19 protein-coding genes are annotated in these 23,897 nt (G+C 46.0%); 13 read left to right on the forward strand and 6 right to left on the reverse strand.

The annotated features are described in order from the left end of the window. The first annotated feature begins 94 nt into the window (after positions 1 to 94). The 10 genes from AC1RR2_RS12675 to AC1RR2_RS12720 all read left to right on the forward strand — a co-directional run bounded on the left by AC1RR2_RS12675 (position 95) and on the right by AC1RR2_RS12720 (position 10,647). Positions 95 to 1,045, forward strand: a complete 951-nt coding sequence (locus AC1RR2_RS12675; protein WP_493222624.1) for a type IV pilus biogenesis protein PilM — start codon at positions 95 to 97, stop codon at positions 1,043 to 1,045. Then, positions 1,042 to 1,728, forward strand: coding sequence for a PilN domain-containing protein (locus AC1RR2_RS12680; RefSeq protein ID WP_493222625.1), 687 nt, complete (start codon positions 1,042 to 1,044; stop codon positions 1,726 to 1,728). Before AC1RR2_RS12675 ends, AC1RR2_RS12680 begins: the two co-directional genes overlap by 4 nt. Further along, on the forward strand, positions 1,725 to 2,459 hold the full coding sequence (locus tag AC1RR2_RS12685; protein WP_493222626.1) for a type II secretion system protein M: 735 nt from the start codon (positions 1,725 to 1,727) through the stop codon (positions 2,457 to 2,459). The genes AC1RR2_RS12680 and AC1RR2_RS12685 overlap by 4 nt, the downstream gene beginning before the upstream one ends. Then, on the forward strand, positions 2,444 to 2,890 hold the full coding sequence (locus AC1RR2_RS12690; protein ID WP_493222627.1) for a hypothetical protein: 447 nt from the start codon (positions 2,444 to 2,446) through the stop codon (positions 2,888 to 2,890). Before AC1RR2_RS12685 ends, AC1RR2_RS12690 begins: the two co-directional genes overlap by 16 nt. 93 nt (positions 2,891 to 2,983) lie before the next feature. Continuing rightward, a complete protein-coding gene (mshL, locus tag AC1RR2_RS12695) occupies positions 2,984 to 4,708 on the forward strand; it encodes a pilus (MSHA type) biogenesis protein MshL (protein WP_493222628.1) in 1,725 nt (574 codons plus the stop codon). Positions 4,709 to 4,818: 110 nt separating this feature from the next. Next, positions 4,819 to 5,721 carry an ExeA family protein gene (locus tag AC1RR2_RS12700; RefSeq protein WP_493222629.1) on the forward strand — a complete coding sequence of 301 codons (903 nt, stop codon included), beginning with the start codon at positions 4,819 to 4,821 and terminating at the stop codon, positions 5,719 to 5,721. Between the two features lie 6 nt (positions 5,722 to 5,727). After that, entirely contained in the window at positions 5,728 to 7,002 is a 1,275-nt protein-coding gene (locus tag AC1RR2_RS12705; RefSeq protein ID WP_493222630.1) for a tetratricopeptide repeat protein, read from the forward strand. A 364-nt stretch (positions 7,003 to 7,366) separates the two neighbouring features. After that, entirely contained in the window at positions 7,367 to 8,308 is a 942-nt protein-coding gene (ylqF, locus tag AC1RR2_RS12710) for a ribosome biogenesis GTPase YlqF (RefSeq protein WP_493222631.1), read from the forward strand. 42 nt (positions 8,309 to 8,350) lie between these two features. Beyond that, entirely contained in the window at positions 8,351 to 8,878 is a 528-nt protein-coding gene (locus AC1RR2_RS12715) for a BRO-N domain-containing protein (RefSeq protein ID WP_493222632.1), read from the forward strand. 86 nt (positions 8,879 to 8,964) lie between these two features. Next, positions 8,965 to 10,647: a M28 family peptidase gene (locus AC1RR2_RS12720; protein WP_493222633.1), complete on the forward strand. Its 1,683-nt coding sequence runs from the start codon at positions 8,965 to 8,967 to the stop codon at positions 10,645 to 10,647. A 143-nt stretch (positions 10,648 to 10,790) separates the two neighbouring features. On the opposite strand, the gene AC1RR2_RS12725 is transcribed toward AC1RR2_RS12720, so the two are convergent. The 3 genes from AC1RR2_RS12725 to AC1RR2_RS12735 form a co-directional block, all read right to left on the reverse strand. Further along, entirely contained in the window at positions 10,791 to 11,453 is a 663-nt protein-coding gene (locus AC1RR2_RS12725) for a GntR family transcriptional regulator (RefSeq protein ID WP_493222634.1), read from the reverse strand. A 241-nt stretch (positions 11,454 to 11,694) separates the two neighbouring features. Continuing rightward, the gene (locus AC1RR2_RS12730) at positions 11,695 to 13,119 is read right to left on the reverse strand and encodes an aldehyde dehydrogenase family protein (RefSeq protein ID WP_493222635.1); all 1,425 of its coding nucleotides are present in this window, start codon (positions 13,117 to 13,119) and stop codon (positions 11,695 to 11,697) included. Further along, positions 13,052 to 13,333 carry a dihydrodipicolinate synthase family protein gene (locus tag AC1RR2_RS12735; protein WP_493222636.1) on the reverse strand — a complete coding sequence of 94 codons (282 nt, stop codon included), beginning with the start codon at positions 13,331 to 13,333 and terminating at the stop codon, positions 13,052 to 13,054. The genes AC1RR2_RS12730 and AC1RR2_RS12735 overlap by 68 nt, the downstream gene beginning before the upstream one ends. Positions 13,334 to 13,840: 507 nt before the next feature. Here AC1RR2_RS12735 and AC1RR2_RS12740 point away from each other — a divergent pair. After that, positions 13,841 to 14,641, forward strand: coding sequence for a PAS domain-containing protein (locus tag AC1RR2_RS12740; protein WP_493222637.1), 801 nt, complete (start codon positions 13,841 to 13,843; stop codon positions 14,639 to 14,641). A 48-nt stretch (positions 14,642 to 14,689) separates the two neighbouring features. On the opposite strand, the gene AC1RR2_RS12745 is transcribed toward AC1RR2_RS12740, so the two are convergent. The 3 genes from AC1RR2_RS12745 to amaB form a co-directional block, all read right to left on the reverse strand. Continuing rightward, positions 14,690 to 16,027, reverse strand: a complete 1,338-nt coding sequence (locus tag AC1RR2_RS12745) for an aminotransferase class III-fold pyridoxal phosphate-dependent enzyme (protein ID WP_493222638.1) — start codon at positions 16,025 to 16,027, stop codon at positions 14,690 to 14,692. Positions 16,028 to 16,083: 56 nt separating this feature from the next. Next, positions 16,084 to 17,124, reverse strand: a complete 1,041-nt coding sequence (locus tag AC1RR2_RS12750) for a phosphotransferase (RefSeq protein WP_493222639.1) — start codon at positions 17,122 to 17,124, stop codon at positions 16,084 to 16,086. A gap of 128 nt (positions 17,125 to 17,252) precedes the next feature. Further along, positions 17,253 to 18,770, reverse strand: coding sequence for an L-piperidine-6-carboxylate dehydrogenase (gene amaB, locus AC1RR2_RS12755; protein WP_493222640.1), 1,518 nt, complete (start codon positions 18,768 to 18,770; stop codon positions 17,253 to 17,255). 521 nt (positions 18,771 to 19,291) lie between these two features. Here amaB and AC1RR2_RS12760 point away from each other — a divergent pair. Beyond that, positions 19,292 to 22,456 (forward strand): amidohydrolase family protein, encoded by a 3,165-nt coding sequence (locus AC1RR2_RS12760; protein WP_493222641.1) that lies wholly within the window; start codon positions 19,292 to 19,294, stop codon positions 22,454 to 22,456. 56 nt (positions 22,457 to 22,512) lie between these two features. Next, positions 22,513 to 23,895, forward strand: coding sequence for an amidohydrolase family protein (locus AC1RR2_RS12765; protein WP_493222642.1), 1,383 nt, complete (start codon positions 22,513 to 22,515; stop codon positions 23,893 to 23,895). Positions 23,896 to 23,897: the final 2 nt, after the last annotated feature.

Below are 23,897 nucleotides of genomic sequence, written 5' to 3' on the forward strand. Positions count from 1 at the left end.
AGTCATCATTCCGACAACAAAAGAATGAGCAAAGATTGACAACAAGCTCTTATTATCTTAACGTCAAGCAATATTGGTGAATTGGACTGTATGCATGAGATTATTCTCACGTAAGAAACAAAGTGCTGGCATCGTGGCGATTGGTCTTGGATACGAAGGATTGTATTCGGCCTGCGTTCGACATGAAATTGCCAGCTTGCCTGTGTTAGATTTTCTATCTTTTTACCCACAAGAAAATCAAAGCTGGAGCATTTTGCTTGAGCGTCTGGCTAAAGAAACACCCGTTCGTAACAAGACCTGTTTATTACAATTACGGTTCGAAGAGTATCAATGGTTCGCTATAGACGCTTTGAATGTACCCGCCGATGAGTTGAGAAGTGCATTGCGTTGGCGACTCAAGGAACTGTTGGATTACAGTATCGATATGGCCAGCTTTGATGTATTCAAAGTGCCTGGTGATATCGCGAACGGTGGGCGTAACCAATCTTTGATTGCAGTGGTCTCTAAAAATGAGACTCTGATAAAAAATCAAAATCTGTTTTCCCAAGCAAAATTACCTTTAAGTCTGATCGATGTGCCTGAGATGGCGCAAAGAAATATTTCCGCACGAATGGAGCCAGAAGGGCGCGGCTTGGCAATGTTGTCTTTTGACGCTGCCGGTGGTTTGTTAACCGTGACCTTTGCTGGGGAGTTGTATCTGGCACGTAAGCTCGATATTACTTTGCAAGATTTGCAGAAAACCAATGAAGATGAGCGCAACCTCAGTTTTGAGCGCGTTTCCCTTGAATTGCAGCGCTCCTTGGACCATTTTGATCGCCAACATAATTACATTACGACGGCCAAATTGATGTTGGCACCCTTAGGCGATATCGCAGAATCATTGCGAGTGTTTTTGTCGGCGAATATGTATTTACCAGTTGAAGTACTTGATCTGGCAAGCATAGTTCGTTTGGACAAGATACCAGAATTAAAAAATGCTGAACGACAACAAGCATTCTTCTACATTATTGGTGCAGCATTGCGCCAAGAAGAGGAATTAACATGAGTCAGCAGATCAATTTATTTAATTCATCTTTACTAAAACAGCGCACTTTTTTTACTCCGAATAATTTGCTGTTTTCCTTGCTTGGGATCGTACTACTGATCCTGATCGGGTATTTTTTTCTGATGACACAGACTAGTAAGCTGAAGAAAACGGCAGACCTGAGCGCGCAGCAATTTCAAAATTTGACGGCGCAAGTCACGAGTCTACGAAATGCAGAAGTACCAAAAACAAAAAATGTTCGGCTGGAAGCGGAGTTGTTAGCGATAGAAAATTCTTTGCGCAGACGCCAAAGAATTACTGAAATTTTGCAAAATACAAATTTTGGCAATACCGATGGTTACTCGGCCTATCTGACGGCTTTTGCTCGTCAAATTCCCACTAATTTGTGGTTGACTGGTTTTAAGTTAGAGGGGGCTGGCTACGATTTGGTATTGCAGGGGCGCACATTGCAACCTGAATTATTACCCTTGTACGTTGCACAACTAAAGCGTGAGAAAATCATGCAGGGCAAGACGTTTTCTGCGCTCGAAATGCAAAGACCTGGTTTAGAGCTTGCGGCGGCAAGTGTAAGTGCTGCTGCCACCGACACGAAAAAAACAAATAACGATGCACCGTATTTAGAATTTGAATTGCATTCTTCGGAAGTGAAAGAAAAAGCCGTGATAGAGGCAAAATCGAAATGAATCAACAGTGGAAATTATTCCTTGCTAAGTTTGAAGCTTTGAGTAAAAGAGAGCGCGTGATCGTATTTGTTGCGCTTGGAATATTGCTCCTGTTTTTAGGCAATATTTTCGTTTTAGAGCCACAATTGAAACAGCAGAAAATCTTGAAACTCAAGCATGAAAGTGATCTGTTACAAAATAGTGCATTGCAAATGGAAATTGCACAGCGTAGTGCTGCAATTAAGACAGATCCTGATGCTGAAGTGAAGCAAAGAATTGCAGATGTCCGCAATCGCCTATTACAAATGGACGTTGAACTGGCTGGCGTACACAAAAATCTGGTACGTCCTGAACGTATGGATGCTCTATTAGAAAACATCTTGAGACGAAACAAGCGATTGCAATTGATTTCACTGCGTAGTTTGCCGGTGGTCAATTTGATGGACGTGGCTAGTGCTTCGGACACCAGCACCGGTGGGGCAAGCACGACTGCAACTGTTGGCGCGGAAGGTCTGCTTGCGAATCCGGGGCAGGGCGGTGGAATTGATGAACGCAGTATCTATAAACATGAGGTTGAGCTTATCTTGCAGGGTAATTATTTAGATATGCTGAGCTATATGCGTGAATTGGAGTCTATGCCAGAGCGTGTGTACTGGAGTAAGAGCTCATTGAAAGTGATTGAGTATCCTAAAGCGAGTTTGAGCTTGCATCTTTTTACTTTAAGTCTGGAGAAAAAATGGCTCAATCTCTAGCATGGGTTTTGCACAAAGTTGAAGCGCTTCCCGGATACGTTTTGCTGGCCCTTTTTTTGTTAGGTCCACAGCAGCTCATGGCACAAGATTTAGCTGACCCGACCAAACCGCCTGCTCGCTTGTTACAGGCGAATGAAGAAGGGCTAACAACGGGTCCAGTATTGCAATCAATTTTAATTGGCGCAAACCGAAAATTAGCTATTATTGACGGGCAGGCTGTTAAGTTAAATGGAAAATTTGGTGAACAAACTTTGGTTCGTTTGACTGAGACCGAAGCGGTGCTCAAACGTGGAAATACTTTGCAAGTATTAAAGTTGTATCCTGATTTTCAAAAAAGTCCGGTACTGGAAAAAACAAATACCACTTCAAAAAATACGGAAGCGAATAGTCACAGTTCGAAAAATAAAAGTGCTGGATTAATCAAGAAATAATTGCTTGTGTAATGAATGCGTAACAACGGAATAAGTGACAGCAGAATAAGTGATAGCGTCATAAAAAAATAGTTGGTTTGAGAAGGTTGAAAAATGAAAAAAATATTATTGTCTATGTTGATGCTCATGGTCGCAGGATGCGCTATGCCGCCATCGAGACAAGAAACCTATGACTTAATCAAGAGTGAGATGAGCAAGGCCGCTGCGGAGAAAGTAAAAGCAGCGGAGCCTGATGTTGTGTCGGCCTCTTTATTGCCCTCTTTGAAAAGCGATTTGCCACCAGTCCGCAAGCCTTTGGAAGAACGCTTTAATCTTAATTTCATCAATGCACCAGCCAATCAATTCTTTATGGGGATCGTATCAGGCACACCCTACAATATGTTGGTACATCCGGACGTGACAGGTACTATCTCTGCCAATTTGAAGGACGTGACTTTATTTGAGGCTTTGGATGCAATACGCGAGTTGTATGGATACGAGTATAAGGTCGAAGGGATGCGGATTTATGTGCGCCCATTAATTTTGCAAACGCGCGTTTTTCAAATCAACTACTTAGCCTCAATTCGTAAAGGTACTTCAGATATACGAGTAACCTCTGGTTCGGTTGCGGATGCGACTTCTTCAAATTCAAATAGTAATAGTCAAAGCAATCAGCAAACACCTGGTAATAATTCACCAGGAGGTTCTGGCTCACATTCGGCCACGTCGAGCAAGATCAGTACTAGTTCGAATAATGACTTTTGGTCTGAACTTAAGGCCTCTTTAGATGTCTTGGCCGGTAATGGTCAAGATGGGCGTCAGGTGGTGATTAATCCGCAGTCTGGTGTCGTGGTGGTACGTGCAATGTCGGATGAAATTCGTAATATTGGTGCCTATCTAAAAGCGACCCAATTGTCAGTTGATCGTCAAGTTATTTTGGAAGCGAAGATTCTTGAAGTAGAACTTAATAATCAGTATCAGACTGGGATTAATTGGGCCTCTTTTGCTTCGCTAAAATCATCGCCTAACTCTGCCACGTCCCTGGGTTTTCTCTCACCAGGTTCCACCTTAAGTACTACCGGGGTGAATGCGATCGATACTGGTATTAGTTCGGTTACCGGTCTCAACCTGGGCGCGGCGTCACATGCTGCAGGCTCCTTGTTTGGTTTAGCATTTCAAACCGCGAATTTTTCAGCCTTGTTATCGTTTTTGGAATCACAAGGGAGTGTGCATGTTTTGTCCAGCCCACGTATTGCGACTTTAAACAATCAAAAAGCGGTATTGAAAGTTGGTAAAGACGAATTCTTTGTGACAAGTCTGAAAACCACGCCGGGTACCACGAGTAGCGCCGGCAACACAGCGCCAACAGTCAGCGTTGAAGTGCAGCCTTTTTTCTCTGGTGTGGCATTGGATGTGACACCACAAATTGATGATACGGGCAATATTATCTTGCATGTCCACCCCTCGGTAAGTAAGGTCAGCACCATTGATAAAACGGTCAATGCAGGTAGTGCGGGTTCCGTTGTTTTGCCTTTAGCATCGAGCGTCGTATCTGAAACTGATAGCATTGTTCGAGGCCAAAATGGCAGAATTATTGCTATTGGTGGTTTGATGCGGCAGTCGAATTCCGATGACCGCTCGCAGGTTCCTGGCGCTGGCGATGTACCTTTCCTTGGCGGTCTATTTAGAAATACGAATCAGATTGCGCAAAAGCGTGAGTTGGTCATCTTGATTCGACCTACGATAGTAGAAGGCGACGCCGCTTGGGAGCAAGATATCCTGGAAAGCCAAAAACGGATTGAAGAGATCACGCCGCGCACTCGTATCGAAAAGAAATGATATGAGCGCTGATTGCTTACTTCGTCATTTCAATTTTTGCGTGCGAAAAGTAAGTTCAAATCAGTTTAGCTTCCAAGTCCCTTTATCGTTTTTTAAACTCCAAGCTAAGTATGTATAAATCGCATTTTGGCTTACATGAAGTGCCATTTGGTATTACGCCAGACACCAGTTTTTTCTTTTCTTTTGGCAGCCATCTGGAGGCTCTAAATACCTTGTTGATTGCTGCAAAAAGTGGTGAAGGTTTTATAAAAATTACCGGAGAAGTCGGCACAGGTAAGACTTTGCTATGCCGTCAATTTTTGAAAACAGTCGGTACTCAGTTTGTGACCGCTTATATTCCGAATCCTTTTCTGGAGCCGCGAACTTTGTTGTTAGTTCTTGCAGATGACCTTGAAATTCCGCAGGAAAAGGATAGTGAACAACATGAAGTCTTAAAAGCAATTAACTTAAGGCTTTTAGATTTGGCTCGTTCTGATAAAAAAGTCTTGTTGTGTGTCGATGAGGCTCAGGCGCTGCCATTGGAAACCTTAGAGGCTATTCGCCTGTTGAGTAATCTTGAAACCGAAAAAAGAAAGCTGTTACAAATAGTCTTGTTTGGGCAGCCAGAGTTAGATCGACGTTTGGCACGAAATGAAATTCGTCAATTGGCGCAAAGAATTAGTTTTCATTATCGTTTACGTCCCTTAAATTTCGCCGAGGCGCGATTTTATATCAACCACAGACTTAGAATTGCCGGTTATGGCGGCCTATATTTATTTAGTTTGCCGGCTTTATATTTATTGTGGCTGGCTAGTGGTGGTATTCCGCGTATGCTGAATATTCTCGCCAATAAAGCCATGATGTTGGCCTACGGTGCTGGCGATAAGCAACTCGGGCTGAAACATGTCTGGTATGCGTTGAGAGACACCGAAGCTGCGCCTATATTGAAGCAATTACAGTCTATGTCGAAAGGCATAGGTGCACTCGCAGGTATTGCCTTGTTGTCTGTGTTAATTTGGAAGAATTTTATCTGAGTATTTATGAGCTTAATTAATCAAATGCTGCAAGAATTGGAGCAGCGTGGTGAGCAAGAGAACATGACGTCGACACGGCGTTATACTCAGTTTGGTAGTAATGCGCCCGTTGCGGGGCAAACATGGTCTAAATTTCTGGTCTGGATTTTACTTGCCGCAGCGCTGTTGGTGTTGCTGTGGTTTTTCTTGGCGAAACGAAATGATATCGGTACATCGTCAATAAATGAATCTCAAAAAGTAGTGTCGCAAGTCGCTGCCACTTCATCGCCCAATGAACTTAGCTCTGCGACTTCGGTGGCCTCGACGCAATTGCCAGCAATCGCTGATTTGCCTTTGCTACTTAAATTAAGTACTCAGGTGAGTCTGCAAGCCAGTCAAGCAGATGGCCTTTCTCCTGATGCGCAAAAACTAAGTAATGCAAGCCTAACAGGTGGGGCAAACAAAATAATAGGCAAAGATGTTTTTGCCGACGATGGCAAAGACAAGCCAGTAACAAGCGTTGAAAAAGCGTCGCAGTCATCGCAGCCTGATGTCACGCCACACAAGATATCTGGACAAACTAACAAAGCGACTGAGTCTGTAGTGGATGCAGATAAATCAAAACCAGCAGTACACAGTAATCAAAAAAATGAAACCATAGCGTCATCCAACAAGGCAATGGAAAACAATGTCGATGGTCGCCCACCGACTATGATTAAAGAAATTTCACCTCAACAGGGCGCAGAAGGACAGTTTCGACAGGCCACGGTGTACCAACAGCAAGGTCGGACCACTGAAGCAGTAAATGCCTTGCAACAAGCCTTGCTTTTGGATGCACAACATGCGCCTGCCAGGCAGTTGTTAATCTCTATGCTACTCGACAATAATCGTCAGGACGAGGCGATTCGTGAGTTGAAGCAAGGATTAGCACTGGATCCGCAGCAAATTAATTTTGCCATGATCCTGGCTCGCTTGCAGGTCGAAAGAGCAAAATTGAGTGACGCGATAGAAACCTTGCAACGCGGTTTGCCTGTGGCGCAGGAGCGCCCCGATTACCTTGCGTTCTTGGCGGCACTGTATCAAAAAACCGGGCAGCATAAAGATGCCATTCAACTCTATCGCCTGGCATTGAAACGACATACTCAAAATGGGGTTTGGTGGATGGGTTTGGGAATTTCCCTGCAAGCCGATGCGTCGCCGAGCGAGGCGATTGAGGCTTATAAACAGGCCAAACAGCGCTCTGGCTTGAGTGCAGAGTTACAGGCTTTCATTGATCAAAAGCTTGCGCAACTGCAAAAGTAACTGCTATTCAGACGAAGTCCCTACAAAGCGCTAGAACTCAGTTGCGTGTAAGTTGTTCGTATCATTTACTTAATATTGCGTGTGAATTCGCTGCGATTTAGCCAATAAATTAGTTTATTGTAAATAATTGTGGATAGATTTTGTGCCTGTGATTAAAACAATTTCCTAGGTGATGCCGCAAGTCCGTAAAATAGCGCCTTATATTTAATTGCGCTAAATCGGCTCAATTATTCCAATTACCCCAATCAACTCTCATAGAACCTGTCTTTGTTGACGGCCTTGCAGAAGATGGTCAGCAGTCCTTGTTGATATCTCGCAGATAGCGCAGCAAAAAACCGTTCTGATTCATCAAAGAAGAATACGCATGTCAATACAATGGTTCCCAGGGCATATGAACGCAGCGCGCAAGAAAGCTGCAGAAACCATGGAAAACACCGATCTGGTGATAGAAGTGCTCGATGCCCGCATCCCGCAAGCTAGTTGCAATCCTATGGTAGAACAATTGCGTTTGTTTCGTCAGCGTCCTTGTCTGAAAATTTTAAATAAAAGTGATCTGGCCGATCCGCATGCGACCAAGGCTTGGTTAGATTTTTATAATGCGCAAAAAGGCGTCAAAGCCGTTGCGATGAGTTGTAAGAAGCCAGCGGATGTCGCTAAGGTGCCTGGTTTTGCCCTGGAAATGGCACCACATCGCGGTGTACCGACTAAGCCTTTGCGCATGATGATCATGGGTATTCCCAACGTGGGCAAATCGACTTTGATGAATGCCTTATTGAAAAAACGGGTCGCGAATGTCGGTGATGAGCCTGCAGTGACTAAGGTGCAGCAGCGTTTGTATCTCGGTAAAAATATGATTTTGACCGATACACCAGGCATGCTCTGGCCTAAGATTCAACATCCTACTGACGGTTTGATGCTGGCAGCGAGTCATGCAATTGGTGTCAATGCTTTGATTGAAGAAGAGGTCGCGACGTTTCTGGCCGAATTATTGTTGCAGCGTTATCCCCAATTTTTGACCACTCGTTATGGCTTAAATACCGACGGTATTGATGCGGTCAGCGTAATCGAAGGCGTTGCCAAAAAACGTGCTTATCGTTTGAAAGGCGGCGATTGGGATTTCGAAAAAGCAGCGCATACTTTATTGCTCGATTATCGTAGTGGCGTATTGGGACGGGTTAGTTTGGAGACGCCGCAAAGCCGTGAACATTTGTTGGCAACTTATGTGCCGCCCGTATTATTGGGACAAGGCAAAAGTGTCGACACGGGCATGATGGAAGATGCTCTAGATCAAGATGAAGAGAATTAGTCGTATTGACTAGCTCAACTCGAACTACGGGAGCGGTAGCGAATGGGAAAGCTATTTGCCAAAATACTGTGTAGCGTGCTGATGGCCTATGGCGGTTATTTGGCAGTAGAACGTTTTCTACCTGGTAAGGGGGGTATAGGCATTGCGTTGACGTCCTATTTTTGGGGACGACTATTTGCGCGTGACTTTATCAATTTGTTTTCCTGGATTAAATATCAGGCAAAAAAATCTGCAGTATTTCATTGGCATGGTAGTTATTACAGTTTTGACGGACAGCAGGTACGCTTTTTTTTAATTGAAGATAAGGTATGGATTCCACTGCGTGATGTGCGGCATCTGCTGGAGCCTGAGTTAAGTGAGCGCGAGTTACGTTTATTAGGTGATGCCTATGCGGTGATTCCTGAACAGAAAATGAACGGCGTAAGCGAAGACGGTTTGTTACAGTTACTCAGATCGCGCACGGATAACCGGCATACCAGCTACAAGATGGTCAGGTTGAAGAAATGGTTGTTGACCGATGCTTTGCCAAACGTCAAACGTTTACCCAAATCTGCAGTTAATAATATCTGACTGAATTGAATGCGTGATTAGATTTTATGGCAGGTCAGCATAGTAAATAATCGAGAATAAAAATAGAAGAATCAGGGAGTTTTTGAATGCGATTGATCCATAGTTTTATTGCTGTAAGTAGTCTAAGTATGCTAGCCCTGACTGTCGATGCGCAAATGTCATCATCAACCACATCGAAAGTCAAAGTTAGGGCAAGTGAAAAGCAACTGGTGCCTCAAGTTCAGGAATCGATTTTAAGACCCCACCTGGCTTATTTGTCTGATGATTTGTTGGAGGGTCGTGGCACGGGGCAACGCGGCGGCGATTTAACCGTGCGCTATTTAGAGACTCAAGCAGCTCTGCTTGGTTTGCAGCCACTCTTCCCGAATCAGGCATTTCCTTATCGTCATCCGGTGCAGATCATAGGTTCGTTGACTTTGCCCGACAGTCATATTGAATTTGAAGCAGGTGCAAAGACGTATGTGCCGAAAGCCGGTGCTCAAATTTTGATTGCCAATTCGAATGGTCGTGAACAAGTCGCTTTTGAAGCCCCTCTACTCTTCGTTGGCTATGGCATAAACGCACCTGAAGAGGCTTGGGATGATTACAAAGGCATCGATGTAAAAGGCAAAATCTTGGTCATGATGGTAAATGACCCACAACCAACTGCGGCTGAGCCTGGCAGATTTGGCGGTGAGGCAATGACTTACTATGGACGTTGGATTTATAAGTTTGAGGAAGCTTCACGTCGCGGCGCAGCGGGTGTGTTATTGATACATACCAATGCCTCTGCTGCTTACGCTTGGAATGTGCCGCAAGCGAGTTTTAGTCATGAGCGCTTTAGTCTCGCCGGTGGTGGTAATCCTATGGAGGGGTGGTGGGCTGAAGCTAGCGTACAAAGCGTGTTTGCGGATGCTGGTTTGAACCTGAATGAGATGCGAGCACAAGCTGAGCGTCGCGATTTTCTACCTATCCCTTTACCAATGCAGGCTAAAGTGCGTTTGCATAGCGCTGTGCGCCAAGTTGAGCAATTTAACGTGGTGGGTGTGGTAGCTGGCACTGATCCAGAACTAAAAAAAGAAGCCGTCGTTTATTCTGCGCATTGGGACCATTTGGGTAAAGTGGAAGAACCCGGTAAGCCAGTTCAAATTTGGAATGGCGCAGTAGACAATGCGACTGGCGCCGCCGCTTTATTGGCGATGGCGCAAGCAGCGGTTAAGCATCCAACAAAGCGTAGTCAGATTTTCTTGTGGCCTGCGGCGGAAGAGCAGGGCCTGATAGGCAGCCTTGCCTATGTGCGGAATCCGGCCTGGCCTTTAGCAAAGACCGTCGCAGATCTGAATCTGGATAGTATGAACTTTGTCGGCAAGACTAAGGATATAGGTATTGCAGGCAGCGAACGTTCCAGTTTATTTGAGAGCGCTCAACACATTGCAACACAGATGAATCTCAAGATTGCGAAGAGTGTGCCTGACTTAGGCGGGGCGTATTATCGCGCAGATCATTTTAATTTCGCACGCTTTGGGGTACCTGCTTTTAATGTGGGATCCGCGGTATTTTCCGGTGACGGATATTTTGAATTTTCTGAGCATGAACATGCCTCTGAGCGGAAGATGAAGGGTTTCAAGACTTCCTATCACACGGTGAAAGATCGCTATGATGCCAATTGGGATTTAAGTGGCATGCTGCAGCAAGCCCAATTCACCTTGAATCTCGGCTATCAGATTGCCAACGACAAGCAAGCGCCGCGTTGGAAAAAAGGTGATCCTTATGGTTTGATTCAGCGCTAGGTTTTATGTGCTATAGATTTAATGCGCGATAGATTTGAGGAAGAAAATAAAAAAGTGGCTCGATTGAAAAATCGAGCCACTTTGTATTTGAGTCTGTTATTTGAGCAAAGTGCTTAAGTGAGATTGCTGATTTGATTCAGATCTTAGCCATTAATTACTTTGCGCGTATAGGACTCCAAGTAGTCCATCAAATTTTCAGCGCCTGCCGCTGCTGCCGCTTCATTGCCATCGGCGATACCTTGTGCCAATAGCATGTGACAACGTGCTGCTTCATGCATATCGCCTTCATGTTGATAGGCATACCAAAAGCGACGACATTTAATAATCAGTGGAATGACCGCTGCAACTGCAGATGGATTGCGGCAGGCTTCATGAACTACATGATCCAAAGCTTGATCGGCCGCCATAAATTCATCTAATTTGCCGTCCTCGGCAGCGCTGACCATCTTCTCGCCGCAAGCCAGAATGTCCTGGCGCAATTGCGGGCTGGCACGTCGCGCGGCACTGCTGGCGATTAATTTCTCAATGACACGGCGGGTTTCAATTAAGGTGACGTGTTCAGCCGCTTCGATATCTTTGACGATCAGGCCACGACGCGGTAATTGCACGATCAATCCATTCGATGACATACGCATTAAGGCTTCGCGTAAAGGCGTTCGTCCTAAGCCTGTAATCTCGATTAATTCGGATTCAACAATAGGTGCGCCAGGCTTGAGTTGTAAGGTCACAATCATGCTTTCTATCGCATCGTAAGCGACATCGGCAGCACGCATTTTATTCTGAGGTGTTACTTTGGCTGGTTGCATACACTAGGGTTGTGGAAATATTATGAAAATTATCATTGGATTATAAGTTATTCACCTGATTTTTCTCAATTTTATTTTGAAATTTAGCGTGAATAACATACAAAAAAAGCGACAAAGGATTCTATGCTTACCTTTGTCGCTTATTTCCCTAGGCTAAATAGCTTGCTAATTTGCTTAAAAATGCCTATTGCCGAATTTTTGATTGGGATTCAGGCAAATTTAGCAAAATTGAAGCCGAAATTTAGGCCAGATAATGGGTTTTTACTTTGGTATAAAATTCCAATGCCATGCCACCTTGTTCACGTGGACCAAAGCTTGATGCTTTGCTGCCGCCAAATGGTACATGGTAATCAACTCCGGCAGTAGGAGCATTGACCATCACCATGCCAGCTTGCATTTCGCGTCTGAATTGGGTCGCATATTTGAGTGAAGTGGTGCAAATACCGCCGGATAAACCATAGGGCGTAGCATTGGCGACTTGAATTGCTTCTTCAAAATTTTTGACTTTCACTAAAGTGCTGACGGGGCCAAATACTTCTTCTTGATTCAGGCGCGCTTGCGGGTTGTGATTTTCAATTAATGCTGGGCTAAAGAAATAGCCATTGCCATCCAGACGTTGACCGCCTGCCAATAATGTGCCGCCTTCCTCTTGTCCTATGCTGATGTAGTGCAGATTTTTATCAAGCTGACGTTGATCGACGACTGGGCCAATTTGGCTGATGGGGTCGATTGCTGCACCCACCTTAAGCGCCTTAGTTCTTTCAATCATCGCTGCTGCAAACGCAGGATAAATCTGCTCGGTAACGATAGTGCGGCTCGAGGCTGTGCAACGTTGCCCAGTGGAGTAGAAGGCGCCATTGACTGCGCATTCGACGGCGACGCTTAAGTCGGCGTCATCTAAAATTACCAGCGGATTTTTGCCGCCCATTTCTAGCTGAAATTTTTTCAAGCTGAGCGCGCAATGTTGGGCGATTAATTTACCGGTACCAACCGAACCGGTAAAACTAATCGCATCGACAGATGGGTGTTCGACCAGCGCTTTACCTGCAACGCCATCGCCCATCACCAAGTTAAATGCGCCTTTGGGCAGACCCGAGCGCGAGATAATTTCAGCTAAAGCCCAAGCGCAGCCCGGGGTCAATTCTGAGGGTTTGATGACGACGGTGTTGCCGCAAGCAATTGCCGGTGCACTTTTCCAGGCAGGAATCGCGATAGGGAAATTCCAAGGCGTAATTAGGCCGACCACACCGACCGCTTCACGTGAGGTGATAACCTCCATGCCAGGACGTACCGAGGCAATAGCTTGTCCGCCTATACGCAAAGCTTCGCCAGCAAAGAATTTGAAAATGTAGCCAGCGCGGGCGACTTCACCTACCGCTTCGGGCAAAATTTTACCTTCTTCACGAGCCAGTAAAGTGCCGAGTTCTTGTTTGCGCGCAAGAATTTCGCTGCCGATAAAATCCAACACATCAAAACGTTGTTGCGGCGTTGAACGACTCCAAACAGGTAGGGCGGCTTGTGCGGCTTGTACGGCTAAGGCGACATCCGCCGCATCAGCTTCTGCGTATTCACCGATGACTTCGCTGGGGTCAGAAGGATTAATATTCGCGCGTGTTTTTTGGGAGGCGAGCCATTCGCCGTTGATAAATTGAGCGTAGGTGGACATAGGATTTCCTTATTTCGCAGGATGAGGTTTTTAATTTTTCTTCAAAAGAGAGCGTGCTGGCTTCACCTAAAGAACCACCCGTGACCATGCCAAGTACACCAGCGTCGATTTGAAAGGCAAAGTGTTTCTTCATCGCTAATGGATCGAGATCTTTGTTTTCTTTGAACTTCGTAGTTACAGCAGGAAATATACCGCGCCATTTTGGGAGATTCATGTTTGCTTCTTTATGAAAAGAAATATGAACGACTCCTAGTGTAATACTAGTCAAATATATTTACAATATATTTGATAAAGTTTTTTGGCATTTTTGTGTTTGTGCCTTATTTTTGATTAGATGAGTTAAAAAATTCAAGCTATTCTTTATATTTAGTAAAAAATAAGACTGCCCACTTGAGCCAGCACCGATGCCAAGTGGTAGGGTTGGTGATATGAATTTTGTGATTATTTAATCAATTTATTGAAGCATAGTTTGCAATCATGTATTTATATAATTGGCTTTATATTAATAAGCTAGGTACACTAATTAAGCAAATAGTAATTTAAACAACAAACTTGAGGCTAAATGTTTGAATTCACTTTATTTCTAAGCAAGTTGATTTTCAAAGCCTACAAATTGGGATAATATTTTATTGAAATTTCAACATTTTGCCGAATTCAATTTGGCATAAAACTTTAATAGCCAGCGATTGCATTTCCATAAATTATTTAGACCTTGATAAACATGTTACAGAATTCTATGTTAACGAAGCTCAGTGTGATCGGCAACACGTCGAAGCAAGTTATGGCTCAATCCATTAATGATGTTTTTTTTGCAGAACCTTTGTTTGATGCCATGCCTGATCTGGTCTTTTTCGTTAAAGATTTGCAGGGCAATTATGTTGTTGTAAATAAAACACTGGTATTGCGTTGTGGATTGAAGGACAAGGATCAATTGCTGGGGCGCAGCACGGAAGAAGTGTTTCCTCCCAGCTTGGCACATTCTTATGCTGAACAGGATCAATTGGTCTTGCAACATGGTCATGAGGTTAAAGATCAGTTGGAACTACATCTCTATCCTGATCGCGATCCTGGCTGGTGTTTGACGAACAAGATTCCTCTACGTGATAAGGACCATCATATTATTGGTTTAACGGGAACCTCGCGTGATCTGGGTATGCCAGATCAACGTCACCCTGTTTATCATCGCATAGCGGCCGCAGTGCGCCATATTCATACGCATTACGCAGAAAATGTGCAGATGGCAGAGTTGGAGCAGATTACTAATTTATCCGTTGCTCAGATAGAGCGTTATTTTCAAAAAATATTTTCTCTGACGCCACGTCAATTTTTGATCAAAGTAAAACTCGATGCCGCTACGGCTATGCTGGCTGATGCCAGCCGCAGTATTACCGATATTGCAGCATCCTGTGGTTATCAGGATCACAGCGCATTCTCTCGTATGTTTAAAGCGACCGTGGGTATGACGCCGTCCGAGTACCGTGAAGTTTTGCTGGCCAGACCAGTTGCTACGGGGCGACAGTGAGTCGTACTCAAAGTAAGCTTAAAACCAGTGAGAACTGCAAACCGATAGCTATTGATCCTTACTGTGACTTATCACAGTTAAGGCCTCATCTAAACGCATTAAAAATTCTTGCGCATTCTCGATTGAGAATACAAGCGGCGGTTTGAGTTTTAAGACGTTATCGTAGGGGCCGTCGGTTGATAATAAAATCTTATGTGCCTTTAAATATTCAATGACGGCATTTGCTTCGCCAGTCGCTGGTTCTAAAGTCGCGTGATTTTTTACCATCTCGACGCCGATAAATAGACCCATTCCACGGACGTCCCCAAGTAGAGAAAATCGCTGTTTTAATTGATGTAAGCCCTGTAGTAAAAAGTCGCCGACTTTTAGTGCATTTTCTTGCAATTGCTCTTGTTCGATCACATCAAGTACCGCTAAGCCCATCGCGCAAGACACGGGATTGCCTGCAAAGGTGTTGAAATATTCCATGCCTGTGATAAATGCCTGTGCGATTTTTTCTGTGGTAACGACGGCGCCCATAGGGTGTCCATTACAAATCGGTTTGCCCATGGTGACTATGTCAGGTACCACGCCTTGCGATTCAAAGGCCCAGAAATAGTTGCCAGCGCGGCCGAAACCGACTTGCACTTCATCAGCGATACAGACTGCACCTGCAGCTCTTGCATAAGCGTAAGCCGCTTGTAGATATCCCTCAGGTAGTACAACTTGACCGCCGCATCCTAAAATCGATTCACAATAGAAGGCGGCTGGCTTTTCACCGCGTACATGGATTGCCGCAATCGCACGTTGTAGATCTGCAGCATATTGCGCGCCGGCTGCTTGATCGCCGCGACGGTAAGGGCCGCGATAGTCGTCGGGTATTTCTGCAACTTGAATATGGGCAAGGCGACCACGTCCTCCTTTGCCATCAAATTTATAGGGGCTGAGTTCTATCATGGTGGGGGAATTGCCATGATATGCATGATCAACCACGATGATGTCATTGGCTTGTGTGTAAGTCTTGGCGATGCGCAATGCTAAATCATTGGCCTCGGTGCCAGAATTGGTGAGAAAAACGACAGAGAGTTCAGCAGGTAAGGTCGCTGTTAAACGTTGGGCGTACTCGACAATGTTGTCGTGCAAGTAGCGCGTATTGGTGTTGAGTTGCGCCATTTGCTTTTGCCCGGCAGCGACTACCGCAGGATGACAATGCCCCACATGGCAGACGTTATTCACCATGTCGAGATAGGCGTTTCCTTGTTGATCAAATAGATAAGCGCCTTCGCCACGGATCATTTTGACCGGTTCTTTATACGACATGCTTAGGGTAGGATTGATATGCTTGCGACGCAAATCGATAATCTCTTGTGAACTGCGATTCGGGATGGGGGCGACGGTAGTTGGCATGATGAGTGTGGTTCTGAAATAGCTGGGTTGGTGCTACGTGTAAGTTTAATGTGAGCTTAGTTTGTTTCGGAAATAACATTCAAAAATTGATCTTGCAGCTGCGCATAATCCATCGTGTCCAATTGACGAATCAAACGACGCACCCCAGTTTGGGAGACCAGAATGTAGTCGTTGTCAGGATTTTTTCGATAAGCGCGTGTTGCCATCAAAATGCTCTGACACAGGCGTGCCATGATGACGTGAAACAGCACTTTAATCTCGTCCGTATTTAAAGGGTGCTGTGTCTGGTAACCGCGCAAAATCGCCAATAGACAAGCCCGCACACCTTCTTCTTTTTCTATGCTCTGCACTGCGTATACCATGGTGATTGCCAAATCGACGATACGCAAATGGCGACACATATCGCCAAAATCGATAATGGCATTGACGTGTGGACGGGCTTCAGCGGCGTCGCTATCAACAATCACATTGAAATCATTGGCATCATTATGTATTACCGACATAGGCAACGTTGCTTTCCAATGTGCCTCGTTTTCTGCGAAATAGCGAGTGTGCCTGGCAACCAATTCACGTAAGCCGGCCTCTTCAATGTGAACAATTTCGCTTTCTAATTCTGGTAGATTGCTGATACTCCAATCAACATATCTATCCATACTGGCATGCGTGAAATTGCTGAGGCCACGATCAAGTTTGGCGATAGCGACGCCTAAGCTGGTTTGCAAATAGGCGTGATCAATATCGTCGCGTTTGACCACATTGGCATAGATATCTCCAGCGACAAAACTTAATAAGCGCAGATGGCAGGGTTCGCCGCTAGGCGTGGTGTAAGGAATGATGTGCTTCTGTTCCGCTGTGAGTATCACTTTGGGTAGTGATAAGTCTGGGCAAGTCTTGGCGAGATGAAGTAAAGCTTCGTTTTCTATATCAAGATCGGCATAGGACCAATTGGGATTCGCAATCTTAAAAACAAAGCTTCCTTGCGACGTCGTCAATTTGAAATTGCGATCAGCGTAAGAGGGCAATTCTTTGATGTCGCCTTGAATTTTCCAATGTTGCTCTATTAATGTCAGGGCTAGCTCTAGCGTAATGGTTTGCATGGATGTACTTTTAAAACCTCGCACGGTAATGATACGGAGGCAGAGGAAAGCCCGGATTCAGCAAAACAGCGATTAATCGTCTACGCAATCTCTGTTTTGCTTCGTGCCTGGTTCTGTGAGATTACCGCTTATATATCAAAGCTAATCCCTTGCGCCAATGGCAAAGAGTGGCTGTAATTAATGGTGTTGGTGGAACGACGCATGTAAGCTTTCCATGAATCTGAGCCAGATTCGCGGCCACCGCCTGTGTCTTTTTCGCCGCCGAAAGCGCCGCCAATTTCTGCTCCAGACGGTCCGATATTGACGTTGGCAATACCGCAGTCACTGCCCACGTCCGACATGAACAATTCTGCTTCGCGTATGTCGGTGGTAAAAATACTTGAGGATAAGCCTTGTGGCACTTCATTGTTCCAGTCGATTGCTTGTTGCAAATCCGTGTAAGGCACGATGTACATAATCGGTGCGAACACTTCATGATGCATGTGTGCGGTTTGTGTAGTCATTTCGACCAAGGCAGGGCGTACGTAGTAAGCCGCTTCACAGCCAGTAACGGCCACGCGCTCGCCAGCAAATACCACACCCTGATCAGCTTGCGCTGCGGCTAAGGCCTGTTGCATATTTTCATAGGCTGCTTGATCGATCAGGGGGCCGATCAAGGTAGATTTCTCTAGTGGATTACCGACCGGCAGGCCAGCGTAGATTTTCTTTAAGCGTGGCACGATGGTGTCGTAGATGCTGTCGTGTACAAACAAGCGACGTAGAGTCGTGCAACGTTGGCCAGCAGTGCCAACTGCCGAAAAGGTAATTGCACGTACCGCCATTTCTATGTCAGCGCTCGGTGCAACGATCATGGCATTATTACCGCCTAGTTCGAGGATTGTACGAGTCAAACGTTTGGCGCAGGTTTCTGCCACTTGACGACCCATGCGCGTACTGCCAGTCGCGCTCACCAAGGCGATCCGTTTATCTTCCACCATCTGAGCTCCGGCTTCACGTGCGCCTAGGATGAGCTCGGCTAAACCTTCTGGTGCATCATTGCCTGTCTGGTTGAAACGTGCGACTGCTTTCATAAACAAAGCCTGGGTAGCAATGGCAGTGAGTGGTGTTTTTTCTGATGGTTTCCAGGTGACCGCGTTACCGCACACAAAAGCCAAGGCTGCATTCCAAGCCCATACCGCAACAGGAAAATTGAATGCGGAGATCACGCCAACCACGCCTATCGGATGCCATACTTCCATCATGCGATGACCTGGACGCTCAGAGGCGATAGTGAGGCCATATAATTGACGCGACAAGCCAACGGCGAAATCGCAGATATCTATCATCTCCTGCACTTCGCCCAAGCCTTCTTGCAAAATTTTGCCAGCTTCCAAAGTTACTAGCTGTCCCAAAGCAGCTTTGTGCGTGCGTAATTCTTCGCCAAATAAACGTATCAGTTCGCCACGACGAGGCGCTGGTACTTTTCGCCACGTCGTAAAAGCGGTATGAGCGCGCGCTATCTTTGCACTGACTTGCTCGGCTGAATCCGCACGCAAACTCGCCAGCGCTAATCCGGTAATCGGCGAGACGCTAGAAATATCTTGGCCTTGATAGTCTGCAAGTGTGACGCCTAGTGTGGCAAGTAGGGTGTTGATGTCTTGTGTCATGGCTTACTTTCTGTTTTATGCAGTTTTTTAAAATTTTTCTGACGCTGGTGGTGGGCACTAATGTGCTTGTGATTTCAAGTAAAGGGATATTTTTTACCTATGATAGTTAAATTCTCGGATATCAACAAACGAGAAATTTAGTGATAAAACGGAGGACTATTTATACCGTATCCCTCAGCTTGGAACTTGAATCAAAATCAATCAACGACGATATTTGTCCTTAAACTATCGCAAAAAATGGTCCTTGAGGCCGTTTCCTTACTTCGAATTAAATGGTGTCAATCGACAGACATAGGGAATTATTTCCGCATTGCCTTGTCCAAGTGCTTTCTCTTATTTGGCTGTTGTATAGATTCTAAGAAAAAAATGTCTTTGCATTATAACGAAGTAATTAAATTCGTTTTTGAAAAATACTGACACCTGCTGGCTATACTTGTGCTTAACTAGCTTGTTGTAATTCACCTTATTGCGGCTATCAGTAATCAGATCTTTAAAGTTAAATCCCACTCAGAGGAGTATCTATGCAAGTTCGTTGGCGTCTTAAACCCTTTGCCATATTTATCGTCAGTTCCATTAGTCTCGCTTCCGCTTGCGCCCAGGCCCAAGTCGCTACCGCTCGCGTCGAGGGTTTGCGTGAAAATAATCCGCGTTGGCATGCGTTGACGGGAGCGCGTTTGGTGATAGCGCCCGGCAAGGTGGTCGAGAATGGCACCGTGGTGATACGTGATGGTGTGATCGTATCTGCAGGTTCAAATATTACAGTGCCAGCCGGTGCTAAGGTTTGGAAGTTGGACGGCCGCACTATCTATCCTGGCTTTATCGATATGGCGAGTAGCCTCGGTGTACCGGCAGGCTTGTTGGCAGCGCCAGTGGCGGCACCAGCTGTGCCAGGCGCAGCACCTCGTGTGACCGTGCCGCGCGTCGTGAATGGCCGGGCGCTGGCCAGCGAGAATGCCCGTGTTCGTCCGGAACAAGACGTGGCGAATCAATTGGAGCTGCGTGCGGATGAAGCAAAGGCGGTACGAGAATTAGGCTTTACTACGGTATTGGCGACACCGTCGTCAGGTATCTTCCGCGGACAAAGTGCGCTGTTGAACTTGAATGGTGCTGATAATGCGAAGTCACTGGTTTTGAATACTCGTGTCGCCCAGCATATGGCGAATGAATTAGAAATGGGGCGTGGCAGTAGTTATCCAAGTTCTTTGATGGGCGTAATCGCGCAAGTGCGTCAGACTTTTTACGATGCGCAATGGTATCAACGCGCTAGCGACTCAAAATTAAAGCAAGAACGTCCGCAAGTCAATGAATCCCTAGAGGCTTTGAAACCGGTATTGGCGGGGCGCCAGCCAGTGATTTACGCTACTGACAATGAGCAGGCTTATCAACGCGTGGCCAAGCTACGTGATGAGTTTAAATTGCGTGTGATTTTGCAAGGCAATGGCTTTGAATATCGTCGCACCAATCATTTGAAAGCCGGCGGCATGCCGGTGATTGTGCCTTTATTGTATCCGAATGCCCCAGAAGTCGAGAATCCGGACATGGCATTAGATACTTCTTTGGAAGCGATGCAACATTGGGAACAAGCGCCTTCGAATTTGGCGATGCTCGATAAAGCCGGCGTTGAATTTGCGATCACAGCGGCAGGATTGAAAGATCCCAAGAAAGATTTCTGGACGCGCCTACGTCAAGCGATACGTCGCGGTTTACCAGTTGAGCAGGCATTGGCGGGCTTGACGACGACACCAGCTAAACTATTGGGTGAACAGAAACGCTTGGGCACTTTAACGCCAGGTCATATGGCTAATATCGTCATTGCCAGCGGCGATATGTTCAATGACGATAAAGCGAATATCGAAATCACCTTCGTCGATGGCAAACCCTTCGTTACCGAAAACTATAATCGTTTCGAATTGCGTGGTAGCTGGGAGGTGAATGCCGGCGGCAAAACACAGACTTGGAATATTACAGGCACTGCTATAAAACCTGCACTAACCATAGATGGCGTCAACGTAGAATTGAGTCTGCGTGATAATCAGTTGCTGGCTCGCTATGGCGATACGGTGATTATTGCCGATGGTCGAGGTGATAGCTTAAGTGGCACCGTACAACAAGGGCAGGGCAAAGCGGTATTGTGGGCCGCCACTCGTAGTAAAGCGGCGCTTGCTGATAACACGCCTGTCAAACCTGAGAAAATGCCAGCGAGCTGGAAAAATATGTATCCTGCTGGTCCCTATGCATCTGTGATTAGCGCTCGCCCATCCGCTTTGTTGATAAAGAACGCCACAATTTGGACCAGCGCTAAAGCAGGTAAATTAGAGCAGTCTGATATGTTGGTCGTTGATGGCAAGATCAGTGCTATCGGTCAAAATCTAAAAGTGCCCGCCAATGCCGAAGTCATCGATGCAACTGGCAAACACCTCAGTCCTGGCATTATAGACGCGCACTCCCATACTGCGATGATGCAAGGTATTAATGAAGGCACTAGTTCCATTACCGCGGAAGTTCGCGTGGGTGACATTATTGATGCCAGTAGTATCAATATCTATCGTCAATTAGCTGGCGGTGTGACGACTGCGAATGTCTTGCATGGCTCAGCGAATACTATAGGCGGTCAAAATCAGGTGATTAAAATGCGTTGGGGTTCTGATGCGGAAGGCCTGAAATTAGACGGTGCTTTTCCGGGAATTAAATTTGCCTTGGGTGAGAATGTCAAACAATCCAATTGGGGCAATGAAGCAACGGGTCGATATCCACAAACACGGATGGGTGTGGAGCAAATCCTGCGTAGTGCTTTCCTCGCTGCACGTGCTTATAAAGAAGAACGTGAGGCATGGCGCAAAGCACCGAATAGCATGATAGAGCCGCGCCGTGATTTGCAGTTAGATACCTTGGTTGAACTGCTGGATCGCAAACGTATGATCCATATTCACTCCTATCGTCAAGATGAAATTTTGATGTTTGCCCGCTTTGCCAAAGAGTTTAATTTGATGATAGGTACCTTCCAGCATGTGATGGAAGGCTATAAAGTGGCTGATGAAATCGCCGCCTTAGGTGCTGGTGGCTCTACTTTCTCTGACTGGTGGGGTTACAAGATGGAGGTGATTGATTCAGTGCCATTTAATGGTGCCTTGATGCATCAGGCAGGCGTGGTCACCAGCTTTAATTCTGACAGTGATGAGTTGGCACGTCACTTAAATACAGAAGCGGCTAAGGCCGTGAAGTATGGTGGTCTGTCCGAAACGGAGGCGCTTAAATTCGTCACCTTAAATCCAGCGAAGCAATTGCATATCGATCACAGAACAGGTTCTCTGGAAGTAGGAAAAGATGCCGACTTTGTGATCTGGAATACCAGTCCTTTATCGACATTTAGTCGTGCGGAACAAACTTGGATAGAAGGACAACGCTATTTCGATTTGGCCAGTGACGCACGTTTACGTAAGGAGGCGCAAGAAGAACGCCAACGTATTGCGAGCAGTGTGATCGCAAGCCGTACGCCCGCCGCGCCGAATAATACCAGAGCAAAAGATGCGGTGACAGAGAAAGTAAGTGCACCAAAATCTGCTGCTGAAATGTTAGAAGCCAATCGTGCCTATTTAGAATTGCAGCATTGGATGCACATGGTCAGCAAGCATCGTACCGGCTATTGGAACGGTGCAGAAGAACACGAATGTACAGGAGAAGAATAATGTCCGCATTATCCCCAAAAAACTCCTCAAATTTCTCTAAAAATTCGGTTTCTATAATGAATAAAAAAATTAATTTGCAAGCCACGATTGCCAAATTATTTGGCCTCACGATCTTGTCCGCTACCGGTATGCTGGGTCTCGCCGATCTCTCAATTGCATCCGATAATGTTCCAGCCGCGGCGCAAAAAATACCCCTAGTATTTAAAGGCGCGACTTTACACACTGTCAGCGGTGAAAACATCGTCAATGGCAGTATGCTGGTCGACAAAGGCCGTATCGTTGCGCTGGGTAGTCAGATCAATGTACCAGCTAATGCACAAGTAATTGATGTCAGTGGCAAACACATTTACCCAGGCATGATTGCCGCCAATACCGTGATGGGTTTGGCCGAGGTACAGTCTGTGCGTGCGACCTTGGATTACGCTGAAGCAGGTGCGATTAATCCTAACGCACGTGCTTTGGTGGCAGTGAATCCCGATAGCGAGCTCATTACGACGGCACGTGCGAATGGCGTTTTGGCGACCTTGAGTGTACCGAATTCACCTGCTGGTTTAATCAACGGCACTTCTGCCTTGATACAAATGGATGGTTGGACTTGGGAAGAAATGGCAGTGCAAGCGGAAGTGGGTTTGCACATTAATTTGCCTATGCTGCGCTTTAATCCAGAATTATTTCCTGCGCCTTTAGATTCACGTCTCGAAGAAATTCGTAAAGCGAGTGCGCAGCGCTTAAAAATGCTGGAAGAGGCCTTCGATGCGGCATTGGCCTATCGCGATGCACGTGCGCAAAACGACGGTACTCAGATTGATGTACGTTGGGAAGCGATGCTACCAGCGTTGGCTGGTAAGCGCCCCGTATTTATTCATGCGCAAGACGTGAGTCAAATTCGTTTTGCTTTGAATTTTGCCCAACGTTATCAGTTGAAATTAGTCATCGTGGGTGGTGCCGATGCGCCCGTGTTGGCCGATGTTTTGAAGCAGCGTCAGGTACCGGTCATCGTCACGGGTATTCATAAATTACCTATGCGTCGTGGTGCCGACTATGATGCTTATTTCAGCGTGGCGGCCAAGTTGTCACAAGCTGGCGTGCCATTTTGTATCGCGCGCGCTGGCACCGACGATGACGCGCCTAATGAGCGTAATTTGCCTTACGAGGCCGCGGTCGCCGCTACTTTCGGTTTAGATCCGAATGAAGCTTTAAAAGCGATCACTTTGTATCCGGCGCAAATCTTGGGTGTGGCGGATCGTCTGGGCTCACTGGAAGCAGGTAAGTTGGCGAACTTCTTCATTACGAATGGCGACCCTTTGGAAACCGCGAGTAAAGTAGAGCAAATTTATATTCAAGGCAGGGTGGTCGATGGTTCAACTAAACAATCGAGATTGACTGAAAAGTATCAACAAAAATACTTACAGAAAAGTAGTGTTCTCGCTAAACCATAAAA

The organism is Undibacterium sp. GW821-FHT11H02, assembly GCF_058808015.1.